Origin of the sequence: Pseudoalteromonas aliena SW19 (assembly GCF_014905615.1) — a bacterium.
GTDB lineage: Bacteria > Pseudomonadota > Gammaproteobacteria > Enterobacterales > Alteromonadaceae > Pseudoalteromonas > Pseudoalteromonas aliena.
The window spans coordinates 557,802-571,862 of sequence record NZ_AQGU01000025.1; the positions used below are offsets into that span (position 1 = coordinate 557,802).

At 40.3% G+C, this 14,061-nt stretch carries 13 protein-coding genes and 1 pseudogene; 8 read left to right on the forward strand and 6 right to left on the reverse strand.

Features of this window, described 5'->3' with window-relative positions; all coding sequences use genetic code 11:
* Window positions 1–197: 197 nt before the first annotated feature.
* From PALI_RS08055 to rnm, 3 genes are read right to left on the reverse strand one after another with little or no spacing between them, the layout of a single operon-like run.
* Window positions 198–1,034: a segregation and condensation protein A gene (locus PALI_RS08055; RefSeq protein ID WP_193155517.1), complete on the reverse strand. Its 837-nt coding sequence runs from the start codon at window positions 1,032–1,034 to the stop codon at window positions 198–200.
* Window positions 1,035–1,037: 3 nt separating this feature from the next.
* Window positions 1,038–1,661: an L-threonylcarbamoyladenylate synthase gene (locus tag PALI_RS08060; RefSeq protein ID WP_077538098.1), complete on the reverse strand. Its 624-nt coding sequence runs from the start codon at window positions 1,659–1,661 to the stop codon at window positions 1,038–1,040.
* Complete coding sequence (rnm, locus tag PALI_RS08065) at window positions 1,658–2,512, reverse strand: RNase RNM (protein ID WP_193155518.1); 855 nt, start codon at window positions 2,510–2,512, stop codon at window positions 1,658–1,660. The genes PALI_RS08060 and rnm overlap by 4 nt, the downstream gene beginning before the upstream one ends.
* 464 nt (window positions 2,513–2,976) lie before the next feature.
* On the opposite strand from rnm, the gene PALI_RS08070 reads away from it, so the two are divergent.
* From PALI_RS08070 to trpA, 6 genes are read left to right on the forward strand one after another with little or no spacing between them, the layout of a single operon-like run.
* Window positions 2,977–4,545: an anthranilate synthase component 1 gene (locus PALI_RS08070; RefSeq protein WP_193155519.1), complete on the forward strand. Its 1,569-nt coding sequence runs from the start codon at window positions 2,977–2,979 to the stop codon at window positions 4,543–4,545.
* Window position 4,546: 1 nt separating this feature from the next.
* Window positions 4,547–5,149, forward strand: a complete 603-nt coding sequence (locus PALI_RS08075; RefSeq protein WP_193155520.1) for an aminodeoxychorismate/anthranilate synthase component II — start codon at window positions 4,547–4,549, stop codon at window positions 5,147–5,149.
* Window positions 5,150–5,160: 11 nt separating this feature from the next.
* Window positions 5,161–6,198, forward strand: a complete 1,038-nt coding sequence (gene trpD, locus PALI_RS08080; RefSeq protein ID WP_193155521.1) for an anthranilate phosphoribosyltransferase — start codon at window positions 5,161–5,163, stop codon at window positions 6,196–6,198.
* The gene (trpCF, locus tag PALI_RS08085) at window positions 6,191–7,555 is read left to right on the forward strand and encodes a bifunctional indole-3-glycerol-phosphate synthase TrpC/phosphoribosylanthranilate isomerase TrpF (protein WP_193155522.1); all 1,365 of its coding nucleotides are present in this window, start codon (window positions 6,191–6,193) and stop codon (window positions 7,553–7,555) included. Before trpD ends, trpCF begins: the two co-directional genes overlap by 8 nt.
* A gap of 7 nt (window positions 7,556–7,562) precedes the next feature.
* Window positions 7,563–8,747, forward strand: coding sequence for a tryptophan synthase subunit beta (gene trpB, locus PALI_RS08090; protein ID WP_077539034.1), 1,185 nt, complete (start codon window positions 7,563–7,565; stop codon window positions 8,745–8,747).
* Window positions 8,744–9,565: a tryptophan synthase subunit alpha gene (gene trpA / locus PALI_RS08095; protein WP_193155523.1), complete on the forward strand. Its 822-nt coding sequence runs from the start codon at window positions 8,744–8,746 to the stop codon at window positions 9,563–9,565. The genes trpB and trpA overlap by 4 nt, the downstream gene beginning before the upstream one ends.
* Window positions 9,566–9,687: 122 nt before the next feature.
* On the opposite strand, the pseudogene PALI_RS08100 reads toward trpA, so the two are convergent.
* Window positions 9,688–10,184: pseudogene (locus tag PALI_RS08100) on the reverse strand (type 1 glutamine amidotransferase domain-containing protein).
* Between the two features lie 590 nt (window positions 10,185–10,774).
* Window positions 10,775–11,044, reverse strand: a complete 270-nt coding sequence (locus PALI_RS08105; protein WP_077538106.1) for an HU family DNA-binding protein — start codon at window positions 11,042–11,044, stop codon at window positions 10,775–10,777.
* Between the two features lie 191 nt (window positions 11,045–11,235).
* Between PALI_RS08105 and PALI_RS08110 the strand changes: the two genes are divergently transcribed.
* On the forward strand, window positions 11,236–11,811 hold the full coding sequence (locus tag PALI_RS08110) for an inner membrane-spanning protein YciB (protein WP_077538107.1): 576 nt from the start codon (window positions 11,236–11,238) through the stop codon (window positions 11,809–11,811).
* Between the two features lie 67 nt (window positions 11,812–11,878).
* Window positions 11,879–12,520 carry a CPBP family intramembrane glutamic endopeptidase gene (locus PALI_RS08115; RefSeq protein ID WP_193155524.1) on the forward strand — a complete coding sequence of 214 codons (642 nt, stop codon included), beginning with the start codon at window positions 11,879–11,881 and terminating at the stop codon, window positions 12,518–12,520.
* 53 nt (window positions 12,521–12,573) lie between these two features.
* On the opposite strand, the gene PALI_RS08120 is transcribed toward PALI_RS08115, so the two are convergent.
* Window positions 12,574–13,998: a sodium-dependent transporter gene (locus PALI_RS08120; protein ID WP_077538109.1), complete on the reverse strand. Its 1,425-nt coding sequence runs from the start codon at window positions 13,996–13,998 to the stop codon at window positions 12,574–12,576.
* Window positions 13,999–14,061: the final 63 nt, after the last annotated feature.

The following is a 14,061-nucleotide window of genomic DNA, read 5'->3' on the forward strand; positions in this document are numbered from 1 at the left end:
GTCAGTTTTGCAAATAATATCAATCTGCTTGTATATGGGGTCTATTTAACATTAAGAAAATTACGCTAGGACGAGGCAGAAATTTTTGTATCTAGTTGTTCTAAATAAAAATTTTTAACAACGTAATAGTGCAATATAATTCGTTAAATTGCTCAAATATTCATGCCGGTTGGTATGAGAGGATTAAACTGATAAGTTTATAGGGTGGATTGCTCGCTTAAGCTTATATAAATCAAGCTCTCAGGGCTTACTTGCAAACAGGTAACAAGCCCTTCTTTAATGAGCTCAAGCATGGCTATAAAACTAACCACCACACCACTTCGCCCTTCATTTGGCGTAAAAAGCGCATTAAATACCACCGCTGAGTTTGCTTGCGATAGTTGCTGTAGTATTTGACTCATCCGCTCTCGGGTTGAAAGTACTTCGGCAGTAATTTGATGATGTTCAAAGGTTTTTGCACGCGCCATTACATCACTCAGCGCCAGCATTAAGTCTTTAAGTTCAATATCGGGGAGATTTTGGCTTGTGTCTTCACTGGTTGGCATCGCGGCATGTGCTATAAAAATGTCACGCCCAACACGAGGAATATCATCGAGATTTTCGGCAGCTTTTTTAAACAGCTCATATTCTTGCAGGCGTTTAATAAGCTCAGCGCGAGGATCTTCCTCTTCTTCAAGCTCTTCGTGTACAGGGAGTAATAAGCGTGATTTAATTTGTGCAAGTAACGCAGCCATAACTAAATATTCACCGGCAAGTTCGAGTTGAAACTCGGTCATCATTTCAACGTAACTTACATACTGCTCTGTAATACTAAATATAGAAAGTTCGAGCACATCAAGCTTATGCTTTTTAATTAAATAAAGCAGTAAATCGAGTGGACCTTCAAAGGTTTCTAATATAATTTCGAGCGCATCGGGTGGAATGTATAAATCTTCAGGTTTATCTACAACTGCTTTACCATGCAAAAAAGCCAGTGGCAGCTTTTGCTGTACTGGCTTTTCACTATTTTTTGTATCGGCAGTACTTTCGCTCACTACTTACAACTCAAATGGGCTTGTATCACCACAACCAACACGTAATATTTTAACTTCATCTTCTGATAAATCTATTACTGTAGTCGCTTGCTCTGCTAAGTAACCACCGTGAATAATTAAATCAACGTGTTTATCTAATCGCTCTAGAATTTCATCAGGATCGGATTCAGTAAACTGCTGCCCTGGTAAAATTAGTGAACACGACATTAGCGGCTCGCCAAGCTCGGCAAGCAACGCACACGCAATTGGGTGTTCAATGACACGCATGCCAATGGTTTTTTTCTTGTCGTTTAATAAACGTTTAGGGACTTCTTTTGTGCCTTTAAAAATAAAGGTATAAGGCCCTGGCGTATTATTTTTAATAAGTCTGAATAACTGATTATCTACACGTGCGTAAGTAGATAGCTCCGATAAATCTCGACAAACAAGCGTAAAGTTATCGTTTTTATCTATATCACGAATGCGCTCTATGCGCTCTTTGGCTTGCTTATTACCAATGTTACAACCGATGGCGTAGCCCGAATCTGTTGGGTAAACAACAACGCCGCCTTGTTTAATAATATCAACGGCTTGACTAATCAGTCTTGGTTGCGGGTTATCAGGATGAATATGAAATAATTGACTCATGTTAATGCCCCTTCTTGTCCTTCCCAAACTTGCCAAACACCTTGGCAATCTTTTGGTAGGTATAAATTTTTACCAAGCTCTAGATAGCTTGTCGGAAAATGAAAATCAGATCCTTGTGAGCAAAGCAATCCGTACTCTCGGCTAAGTTCACCTAAAAATTGACGCTCGCTTGGCGCTTGTTGAGGTTGCGCAACTTCCATTGCGTCCCCCCCTGCACTTTTAAATTCTACTAATAATTTGCGTAGCCACTTGTTTGACATTTGATAGCTACTTGGGTGCGCAAGTACCGCAACACCACCAGCGGCATGTATTGCCTCTATAGCGGTTTGCATAGTGCACCAGCAACTTGGCACGTAGCCTGTTTTTCCACGCCCTAAGTACTTTTTAAATACACCCGGAAAATTTTTGGCAACGCCGCGCTCAATAAGGGCGCGTGCAAAATGTGCTCGTGTAATTTGCGCGTCTTTTGCCAGCTCTTTAGCTTGCTCGTATATGCCATCAAAGCCATTTTTTGCAAGGCGAACACCAATCTCTAGTGCACGCTCTTCTCGCTTTTGCTGCTGAGCCGATAATAAAGAGGTAAGGTCAATATTATTAATATCAATATTTAAACCTACAATATGAATTTCGAAGCTTTCCCATTTGGTAGACACTTCGGTACCCGTTATTAATGAAAGCGGTAAGTTTTCTGCTTCAATAAATTGCTGCGCAGGCTTAATAGCCGCCACAGTGTCGTGATCGGTAATAGCAAACACATCAATATTTTTATCAACAGCGCGATGCAATAATTCTTCAACCGTTAAACGCCCGTCTGAATGTGTGGTATGACTATGTAAATCGTATTTTATCAAAAGAAAACTGCTTAAAATTAAGGGTTACTGGTGTTTATGTAAGTATAACAACTTTTTTGACTAAATTGTTTTAAATAAACACTTGACACAAAAGCATAAGATACGTTTTACTGTAGCCACTTTAAGACACATTAAGAATTAACAATAATGATCAATTCAAACTTAAACACTATTTGGTGGTGGCACTCGTAATTTTCGGGTGATGAATTGTCGTGTCTAGCAAAAATTCAAAACCCGCAACTATGCGGGTTTTTTTATAACTAAATTTTACGAAACGTTTACGTTAAAAATATTTAATAAATTTTGAGGCAGAAAAACATGAATAACGGTCTTACTCATACACATCGTTGGTGGTGGCGCCTGATATAGCGGGACGGTAATGATCTGTTTGTAATTTAGATATCGTTATTCAAACCCCGCATTGCTAAAGCATTGCGGGGTTTAATTTTTTGAGGGAATGAGGTTTGATTTTTAGTCATATAACTACCACACCAGGCGAAGTAACAAGCATAACGCAAGTACGCGACTATATTAGTAGTCCTCTTGCAGTATACGCGGCACTTGATAAGCCTAACTCACTACTGCTTGAATCGGCTGAGATTGATTCTAAAGACAGTGTAAAAAGTTTAATTTTAGTTGACTGTGCCCTACGCATCGTATGCCAAGGTAAAACAGTTACTATTACTGCTCAATCTAATAATGGGCAACAGCTTCTAAGCTACTTGCAGGCAAATGTTAAGAGCTGTGACGCAACTTTAGACGGCGCAATACTTACCCTTTGTTATTTAGATACAAGCGGCGATACTGACGAAGCAAGTAAACTAATTGCAGATAATGCATTTAGTGCTTTACGTACGTGTATTAACAGTATTAAAAGCACAACTAACAATCCATTTTCGTTATTTTTAGGCGGTGTATTTGCCTACGATATGGTAGCAAACTTTGAGCAGTTAAGTGATGTACCAGACGGCGAAAATACATGCCCTGATTACGTATTTTATTTAGCCGAAACCTTAGTTGTTATTGATCATCAAAAACAAACAACCGAACTCATTGGTAATGTATTTAACGGCCCAAACGTACACGCTAATTGCTTTGAAGTAGGTAAAGAATTAGAGCGATTAAATACACTGTGCGATAACGCAACAGAATTTAGTGCGGATATGCAAAGTGGCGAGTGTGAGGTAAGCGTTGATATAGACGATGATACTTACTGCGAGCAAGTTGTTAAGCTTAAAAAGAATATTGTAGATGGTGATATTTTTCAGGTAGTGCCGTCGCGTACATTTTCACTACCTTGCCCTGATTCTTTACATGCATATAGCCAGCTTAAAAAGCAAAACCCAAGTCCGTATATGTTTTATATGCGCGATGAAGACTTTGCATTATTTGGCGCATCGCCTGAATCAGCACTTAAATACACAGTGCAATCTCAGCAAGTTGAAGTATACCCAATTGCGGGCACTCGCCCACGTGGCAAATTTGCTAATGGGCAAATAAACCCAGACCTAGACAGCCGCATTGAGCTTGAACTTAGAAACGATAAAAAAGAGCGCGCCGAGCATTTAATGCTGGTTGATTTAGCCCGTAACGACGTAGCACGTATTAGCGTTGCAGGTACTCGTTTTGCTAAAGAGCTATTAAAAGTAGACCGCTATTCACAAGTAATGCATTTGGTGTCACGCGTTGTTGGCACGTTAAAACCAGAGCTTGATGCACTGCACGCTTACCAAGCATGTATGAACATGGGCACGCTTGTTGGTGCACCAAAGGTTCGTGCTGCTGAGCTTGTTCGTCAAACAGAAGGTAAACGTCGTGGCAGTTATGGCGGCGCAGTCGGTTACTTAACCGGTGATGGCGCAATGGATAGCTGTATTGTTATTCGCTCAGCTTTTGTTAAAAATAACAAAGCCTATGTGCAAGCCGGTGCCGGTGTGGTGTTTGACTCAGATCCTATTTCAGAAGCAAACGAAACACGCGCCAAAGCACAAGCGGTTATTACCGCCATTAAATCTACGTATAAGGCGGTATAAAATGAGCAAAGCGAACCCTATTAAAATCTATTTTTTAGATAATTTTGACTCATTTACGTACAACCTTGTTGATGAGCTGACGATGCTTGGCTGTGAACTCGTTGTTTACAGAAACAACATTAGCGCTGAGGTTATTTTTAACAAAATGCGCCAAGAGCAAGGCCAAGTGCTATTAGTACTTTCCCCAGGTCCTGGCACACCAAGCGACGCAGGCTGTTTAATGGAGCTTATTGAGCTCTCTAAAGGTCACTTCCCAATGCTAGGCATTTGTTTAGGCCAACAAGCATTAACACAAAGTTACGGTGGAGTAATCGGTCACGCGGGTGAAACCGTACATGGTAAGTCTTCAATTATTAATTTAGGCGATCATCCTGTATTTGATGGTATGGGCAATACAATGCCTGTGGCGCGTTACCATTCATTAATGGCAACAAAAGTGCCTGACAATATTGAGGTAATTGCCCAGTACGAAGATATCCCTATGGCTATATATCATCATGATGACAACGCATTGGGTTATCAGTTTCATCCAGAATCAATACTGACGCCAAACGGCGCAATGCTACTTCAGCAAAGTGTCGCTTACTTAACACGCGCTAAATAAAAGAGGACATTATGAGTACACAACCAGAACAACCCATAAATGTTCAACACGCTATTGAGCAACTAATTACGGGGCAATCATTAAGCTACGCAGACGCCAAAGCGCTTTTTGATGAAATAATGCAAGGTAATATGAGTGAAATTGAGCTAACTGCCCTACTTATAAGCCTTAAAATTAAAGGCGAAGTAAGCGACGAAATTGCAGGCGCTGCAGCCTCAATGCGCGAAAACGCTGTTGCTTTTACTACCAGCAGTACACAACTTGCTGATAGCTGTGGCACTGGCGGCGATGGCTCAAACACAATTAATATAAGCACAACTGCAGCCATAGTTGCCGCTGCTGCCGGCATTAGCATGGTAAAACATGGTAATCGCAGTGTATCGAGTAATTCAGGCTCTGCCGACTTACTAAAAGCGCTGGGCATTAATATAGATATGAGCCCAGAGCAGGCAGCAAAATGCCTTGAGCAAACCAATTTTACCTTTTTGTTTGCACCGCACTATCACAGTGGCGTACGCCATGCGATGGGCGTGCGTACAGCGCTTAAAACACGCACTATTTTTAATATTTTAGGCCCGCTTGCTAACCCAGCAGCACCTGATGTGCAATTGTTAGGTGTGTACAACGAAGCGTTATGTATGCCAATGGCACAAACACTTAAAACCCTTGGCACAAAGCGCGCTATGATTGTTCACGGCTCGGGCACTGACGAAATAGCTCTACACGGCCCAACAACGGTAGTTGAGCTAAATAATGGCGAGATTACGCAGTACACACTAAACCCTAGCGACTTTGACCTTGCAAACTATTCACTTGAACAGCTCGCTGGTGAAGGTCCACAATACAACGCAAATGCTAGCCTCGCTATTTTACAAGGCAGAGGTACAGATGCACATAATGCTGCTATTGTGGTTAACGTAGCTGCCCTTTTATACCTAACAGGTAAAGCAGAAACGTTAAAAGAAGGGGCAAAACAAGTACACACATTATTAAGTTCAGGGCAAGCCATGAACACACTAAATGCAATTATTGAGGTAAGTAATGGCTAATGTATTAGACAAGATTGTTGCTGATAAAAAATTAGAGCTCGTTGAGAGAAAAGCTGCACGTCCGCTTGAAAGCTTTAAGCACCTTGCAATGCCTACGAGTCGTAGCTTTTATAAAGCACTTGCAGCGCCGGGTACACAGTTTATTTTAGAGTGTAAAAAAGCATCGCCTTCGAAAGGCTTAATTAGAGAGCCTTTTGATTTAACTGAAATTACCTCAGTTTATAAAAAATATGCCACCTGCATGAGCGTGTTAACTGATGCTAAATATTTTCAAGGCAGTTTTGATTATCTTGAATTTGTGCGCAGCCAAGTAGAACAACCGCTTATCTGCAAAGACTTTTTTATAGATGAGTACCAAGTATATATGGCACGTATTTATGGCGGTGACGCTATATTACTGATGCTTTCGGTCCTTGATGACGAGAGCTATAAAGCACTGAATGCAGTTGCCGATTCACTTAATATGTCGGTACTAACCGAAGTAAGCAACGAAGAAGAAGTGCACCGTGCACTTGCGCTTGATGCACAAATTATTGGGATTAATAACCGCGACTTACGCGATTTAAGCACCGATTTAGCCACAACCGAAAAGCTACGCAAACTTATTCCAGCAGATAAAGTGGTTATCTCGGAATCGGGTATTTACACCCATCAAGACGTAAAACGTTTAGCTCCATTATGTGATGGCTTTTTAATTGGCAGCTCTCTTATGAGTGAGCGCAATTTAGAGCAAGCATGTCGCCGTGTTATTTTAGGTGACAATAAAGTATGTGGTTTAACACGAACTCAAGATGTACAAGCGGCATATCAAAACGGTGCTGTTTATGGTGGTTTAATTTTTCATCCTAAATCGCCGCGCTATGTTGATTTAGATTGCGCAAGAGAGCTAAGCCAAAGTGCCCCACTTAATTTTGTGGGTGTATTTGTCGATGCCCCAATTGCGCAAGTTGCTCAATACGCAAGTGTGTTAAAATTAGCGGCAGTTCAATTACATGGACAAGAAAGTGACGATTACATTGCTGAGTTGCGTACACAGTTACCAAACGGCTGCGAGATTTGGAAAGCACAAGCAATAAAAGATGCATTGCCCACACCTGTAAGTGGAGTTGATCGTCATCTTTACGATACGCACAGCGATACTCAAGCCGGCGGTACAGGTAAAGCATTCGATTGGTCAGTGCTAAGCGATGCAGCTACACCGTTTATGCTCGCTGGAGGCTTAAATCCAGACAATATTAAAGATGCGCTTTTAAAAGGTGCCTTAGGCCTTGATTTAAACTCAGGCGTTGAAGAATCTGCGGGTAAAAAGTGCCCTAACAAATTACATAATGCTTTTACGAGCATCAGAAATTATTGAGGTTAAAATGCAAAATCCAGCTTATTTTGGCGAGTTTGGCGGTATGTTTGTACCCGAGTTACTTGTCCCTGCACTTAAGCAGTTAGAAAACGAATTTAACAAAGCACAAAAAGATCCTGAGTTTCAGGCAGAGCTAAGTAAACTATTAAATGAGTATGCGGGTCGTCCTACGCCACTTACTTTAACGCGCAATTTAGTTAAAAACCCAAAAGTAAAACTGTATCTAAAGCGTGAAGACTTACTACACGGCGGCGCACACAAAACCAACCAAGTACTTGGCCAAGCGTTACTTACTAAGCGTATGGGTAAAAAACAAGTCATTGCTGAAACCGGTGCCGGTCAACACGGCGTTGCAACCGCGCTTGCATGTGCACTACTGGGTTTAAAATGTCGTATTTATATGGGCGCAAAAGACGTTGAACGTCAGCAACCTAACGTATTTAGAATGAAGTTAATGGGTGCAGAGGTTATTCCTGTTACAGCGGGTTCTGGCACATTAAAAGATGCCGTAAACGAAGCGCTGCGTGACTGGTCAGCAAACTACCAAGACGCGCATTACCTACTAGGTACAGCCGCAGGCCCTCACCCATTCCCAACAATTGTACGCGAGTATCAAAAAATTATTGGTGAAGAAGCCAAGCAACAAGTACTTAAAGCAGAAGGTCGTTTACCTGACGCTGTTATTGCCTGTGTTGGTGGTGGTTCAAACGCGATTGGTATGTTTACCGACTTTATTGACGAGCCAGGCGTTAAATTAATTGGTGTTGAGCCAGCTGGTAAAGGGCTTGATACAAATGAGCACGGTGCAACTATTTGTAAAGGTACTAAAGGTATTCTACATGGTACTTATACGTACATTATGCAAAATGATGATGGTCAAATTGAAGAATCTTACTCTGTATCGGCAGGTCTTGATTACCCTGCGGTTGGTCCTCAGCATGCATTTTTACACGAAACCGGTCGTGCGCAATACGTAGGTATTACGGATACAGAAGCGCTAGACGCGTTTCAATCGCTTGCTAAAAACGAAGGGATTATTCCGGCACTTGAATCAAGCCATGCGCTAGCTTATGCCCTTAAGTACGCAGAAGGGCTAACCGAGGAGAGTGTTATCGTGATTAATTTAAGTGGTCGTGGCGATAAAGATTTAGCACACGTTCACAATGTACTATCTGAAAGAGGTCAGCTATGAGCCAAATAAAAACGGATCGTTACGGCAAAATGTTTGCAGCGCTTAACGAGCAAAAACAAGGTGCGTTTGTACCATTTGTAACAATTGGCGACCCAGGTAAAGAGCAAAGTATTGCGATTATTAAAAGCCTAATTGACGGCGGCGCTGATGCGCTTGAACTTGGTATTCCATTTTCAGATCCAATTGCGGATGGTCCTGTAATTCAAGCTGCTAATATTCGTGCCCTTGATGTGAATATCAACACACAAGATTGCTTTGATATTATTAAAAAAATACGTGAATATAACGCCGATATTCCAATTGGTTTATTGCTTTACTCAAACCTTGTGTTTAAACGCGGTATAGAAGCATTTTACAAAGATGCAAAAGCGGTAGGTGTAGACTCTATTTTAGTGGCTGATGTACCGCTACATGAATCTAAAATGTTTAGAAAATCAGCAATGGATAACGGTGTAGACCCAATTTTTATTGCAACACCGAATGCAGATGACGACACACTTCGTCAATGTGCCTCTTACGGTCGTGGTTACACGTATTTACTATCGCGCGCAGGTGTTACTGGTACAGATACTAAAGCACAAATGCCAGCGGGCAATATTGTGACTCAACTAAAAGAATACCACGCAGCCCCTGCTCTTTTAGGGTTTGGTATTTCAACACCAGATGATGTAAAAGCGGCACTGAATGCAGGCGCAGCCGGTGCTATTTCAGGCTCTGCGGTGGTTAAAATTATCGAAGCTAACCTTGATGATTTACCGGCAATGACTGCGCAGCTAAAAACATTTGTAGCTGATATGAAAGCAGCAACATCGCTTTAAGGTAACTACGTAACTACAAAACTGCGTGTTTTGTACACATTAAAAAAGGGCATTTAAAATGCCCTTTTTTGTTTTTTAAAAATCAAACGCTGTATCAATACCCAAACTTTTTAAAAAGAAAATTAGTGAGCTTGGTGTTTACCCTCTAAAATTTCTTCAATAAACTTAGCATTAAATGCTTCTAAATCGGCGGGGCTTCGGCTAGTTACTAAACCTTTATCTACACATACTTCTTGGTCAACCCAATTAGCGCCGGCATTAATTAAATCACTTTTAATACTTGGAAAAGAGGTAATAGTGCGGTCGCGTAATTTATTAATTTCAGCTAGTAACCACGGTGCATGGCAGATAGCAGCAACAGGTTTATTTTTTTCTGCGCCAAAAAAAACATCAATAAAAGCTTTAGCATCTTTATCTTGGCGTAAGCTGTCTGGGTTAAATAGACCACCAGGGAGCATAAGCGCGTCGTAATCAGCGGGGTCTGCGTTTGTGACTAGTTTATCTACTGTTACATTATCGCGCTGCGTGGAGATAACAGCTCTCTTTGCTCAAATCCATCAGTGGCTAAAATTGCAATTTTTTTGCCCTGTAAACGTGTGCTTGTTTGTAATGTACTCATTGAGATCTCCTTATATTCTTAAAAGATATATTCGAAACACACAGTTAAAAAGCATAATGCATGCCGATAACAAGCAATTGAAAATAAAGAATTTAATCTAAGTGGGATTTATAATGCGATGTAAATCATTTAGAGATTATGAATAATCTACATAGAGTAGATACAAACACAGCTTTGGCACTCGATGGTTAAAATACAGAAGCTTCGCTTCTCGCGTGAGCAAGCTCGACGCCTACAACTAACGCTTGGCATTACGTTTATTTTTGTAGACGCACAACTTGTTGGCGTGATGGGCAAAGCCCATAATTTTTTATGTTTAATAATTTCAATCAAGCCCAGCGTTTTCCCCAACAGTTTAGATTTAAAGTTAACTTGTAAACTCGCTATTTGCTGGCTTTTAAAAACGCAGTTTTTATGATGGGTGGTTAAGCGCTTCTCGCGTGAGCAAGCTCGACGCCTACAACTAACGCTCAGCATTATATTTATTTATGTAGACGCACAACTTGTTGGCGTGATGGGCAAAGCCCATAATTTTTTTGTTTAATAACTCCAATCAAAACTCAATCAACGACCAAGCTAAGTAATGCTATCTAAAGCAGATCTTTTAAGGCCTTAGCGGGTTTAAAAACCGCCTTGTTTGCGCCCTCGATTTCAATAGCGGCACCTGTTTGTGGGTTACGCCCAGTACGCGCTGGATAGTAACTTAGTGCAAATGTACCAAAGCCATTAATTTGTACTTGATCGCCCTCAGAAAGCGATTTTGTAATTACTTTTTGCAAGCTTGAAAGTGCCGCTTGAGCATCTTTTTTTGTTAATTCACTTTTGTGTGCAATGGCAGCAACGAGTTCTGCTTTGTTCATTTTAGGCTCCTAAATACACGCTAAATCAGTGTCGGTTAAGCGTGGGAATATGATGATATAAAAAATACCAAACCAAATTGGCAATAAAGCCACGCAGGCTAAGGCTTACAGGGCAACAAGTCAACCTTGTAGTTGCTAAGCTTTATGTGGTAAAAAGCCTTTGACTCTTTTTTGTATAATTTAGGTAGACTATGCACGCATTAATTGAATACATCCCGCTAATACTATTTTTTGCAGTATTTAAACTCGTTGATATTTATTGGGCCACTGGTTTATTAATGGTAACTACGCTCATTCAAGTTGCTTATAGCTATTTTAAGCATGGCACTGTGCCTACTCGCCAGTGGATATTTTTTGGCATTGCTGCCGTGTTTGGTACGCTTACGCTGATACTTCATGATGAGCAATACATTAAATGGAAAGCAACACTAATATACGCAGGTTTAAGTTTCACGTTACTTATTAGCCGTTATGTACTTAATAAAAATCTCGTTAAAAAAGCGCTAAGCTCAATCCTCGAAAATGCTAATGATACAAAACAAGCCATTGTAGTCCCAGAACCGTTATGGGATAAGCTTAACCTAATGTGGGTTGCTATAACTGCTGGCATAGCAGCACTAAACATTTATATTGCGTATAATTTTTCGCTCGACTTTTGGGTTAACTTTAAAGTGTTTGGTTTAATGGGTATTACTTTTGTAAGCATTTTTGCCACCATTATCGTCTTATATAAATACTTCCCTGATGAAGAAGAGCCTGCAAAGTAAGTTCTTTTCGTCATAAAAGTGTCGTCTTAGCTTGTTAGTTTGGTAAAAAACGCAACCTGAGACGACCTTGAACGCCAATCAATACCGCTGGTTTGAATTTACCCTCATTTTTGTATTGCTGCCCTTGTTGGGTTTTGGATTACGCGAGCATTTAGCTAACTGGCTTATTCCTGCGCTTATTATACTTATGAGTGTGTGCTGTATGTTGCTGCTTGGCGACCCCCATTTTAAACGTTTTAGACTCACAAGCCTTGGGCAATTTTCTGCTGTGAAAAGACGCCTATTTAGCTTCTTTTTTTTAGGCGCACTGTTCTCGGGGATGTTTTACGGCATAATCCATCAAGGTAACTGGTTTACCCTTCCCCGTAATTCTTTCAATGATTGGCTTTTATTGTTATTACTCTATCCAGTGCTTTCGGTTATCCCCCAGGAATTAATATTCAGAACGTATTTTTTTCATCGCTATAAACGCATTATGCCAAAAAAAACAGTGCGTATTATAGTCAGTGCGACTGTATTTGCGCTGGCGCACATTGTGTATGCAAATTGGATAGCAGTGGGTTTAGCGTTTTTAGGAGGCTTATTGTTTGCATTTACTTATGCACAAAGCCGCTCAACCTTTGTATGCGTAATTGAGCATAGCTTATGGGGGCTTTGGATGTTTACGCTTGGGATTGGCAGCTACCTCGACTCAGGCGCATTTAATTAAAATTACACACAAAAAAGCCGCAGCAAGTGCGGCTTTTTTAATTGGGGCTGTATTTAAAAGCCAAATATTTTTAAGTCAAAAAACTTAGTCGCGACTGTATTTATAAATATTACAGCTAATATGACTGGAATAAATGTTGAAAGCGAAAAGTTAACGTATTTTTCCATTAAGCTACCAGCATAATTAGGCGAACCTAAGCTTAGCTCTTGTGTTAAACGTGCTTTTTTCCAGCGGTACATTACAAACAAACACACCATTAAGCCATTAAGCGGTAAAATTGTGTCGTAAAATACATCAACAATAATATCGAAAAAGCTCTTATTTACACCGCCATAACTGGTAAATGAGGTAAGGCTGTCAATCATACCAAACGACATAGTACATAAAATAGTGAGCACGCCAGTTGTAAGTGTTAAAATACCTAGTGCTTTTTTACGACTAATCCCTTTGCGATCGCTTAATGTAGCTGTGGGTACTTCAACAATAGATACCAATGATGTAATTGCAGCAAAAAATACCAACAAGAAGAACGAAAACGCGACAACCGATGCACCTACGTATCCGATATCATTTTGCAGTGCTAATAATATTTTCGGCAAATACACAAAAATCATCGAAACTGACGAGTCAGAAAGTGCTGTTGGATCTGTGTTTGGATCAAAACTAAATATAGCCGGTAACACCATAAGACCTGCGACAAATGCGACTAACGAGTCAGTAATTGCTACCATTTTTGCACTACTAACAATGTCATCCTTTTTAGAGATGTACGACGCGTAAGTCATTAATATACCCATACCTAACGACAGCGAGAAAAATGCTTGGCTTAACGCCCCATTAAGAACGCTTGCACTCATTTTAGAAAAATCAGGGATAATATAATATTTAACACCCGCCATTGCATTATCAAGTGTTAATACATAGATAACCAAAGCAAGCAGCATGACTAGAAGCGCTGGCATCAGAAATTTAGCGGCTTTTTCTATACCTTGCTTAACACCCCCTAATAAAATTAAGTTAACAATAATAACCACCACCGCCATGTAACCAAAAACAGTGTAGCTATTAATAAAAACACCAAAATGACTAGGTTCAGCGAGTAAATCTAAATTCCCCAGACCTGTTTGCATTAAGTAGCCAAAAATCCACACTGTAATTACCATGTAAAATACAGCAATCATAAATGGAGTAAGTACAGCTAAAAAGCCTGCAAACTTCCATTTTTTATCGTTATTTGCTAACAACTTGTACGATCCAAGAGGATCTTTTTGAGCATTTCGACCCATTGCCATTTCAGCCATCATGACAGGTAAGCAAATGAATACGACAAATAAAGCATAAATTAATAAAAATGCGCCACCACCATTTTTGGTAGCAGAGACAGGAAAACCTACTAAATTACCAATACCAACAGCAGAACCTGCCGCCGCTAAAATAAATCCGAGACGGGAGCTAAATCGCTCTCTATTATCGCTCATGTATAAAACCTTTTTATTATTTTGTATATTCCAGCGACTCTACCAGTGTTACACAGCGATTTT

Excerpts from the sequence above, each read along its gene's own strand:
- PALI_RS08060 (WP_077538098.1), bottom strand. The coding sequence starts at position 1,661 with ATGAGTCAATTATTTCATATTCATCCTGATAACCCGCAACCAAGACTG.
- PALI_RS08075 (WP_193155520.1), top strand. The coding sequence starts at position 4,547 with ATGAGCAAAGCGAACCCTATTAAAATCTATTTTTTAGATAATTTTGAC.
- trpD (WP_193155521.1), top strand. The coding sequence starts at position 5,161 with ATGAGTACACAACCAGAACAACCCATAAATGTTCAACACGCTATTGAG.
- trpCF (WP_193155522.1), top strand. The coding sequence starts at position 6,191 with ATGGCTAATGTATTAGACAAGATTGTTGCTGATAAAAAATTAGAGCTC.
- trpB (WP_077539034.1), top strand. The coding sequence starts at position 7,563 with ATGCAAAATCCAGCTTATTTTGGCGAGTTTGGCGGTATGTTTGTACCC.
- trpA (WP_193155523.1), top strand. The coding sequence starts at position 8,744 with ATGAGCCAAATAAAAACGGATCGTTACGGCAAAATGTTTGCAGCGCTT.
- PALI_RS08105 (WP_077538106.1), bottom strand. The coding sequence starts at position 11,044 with ATGAACAAAGCAGAACTCGTTGCTGCCATTGCACACAAAAGTGAATTA.
- PALI_RS08110 (WP_077538107.1), top strand. The coding sequence starts at position 11,236 with ATGCACGCATTAATTGAATACATCCCGCTAATACTATTTTTTGCAGTA.
- PALI_RS08120 (WP_077538109.1), bottom strand. The coding sequence starts at position 13,998 with ATGAGCGATAATAGAGAGCGATTTAGCTCCCGTCTCGGATTTATTTTA.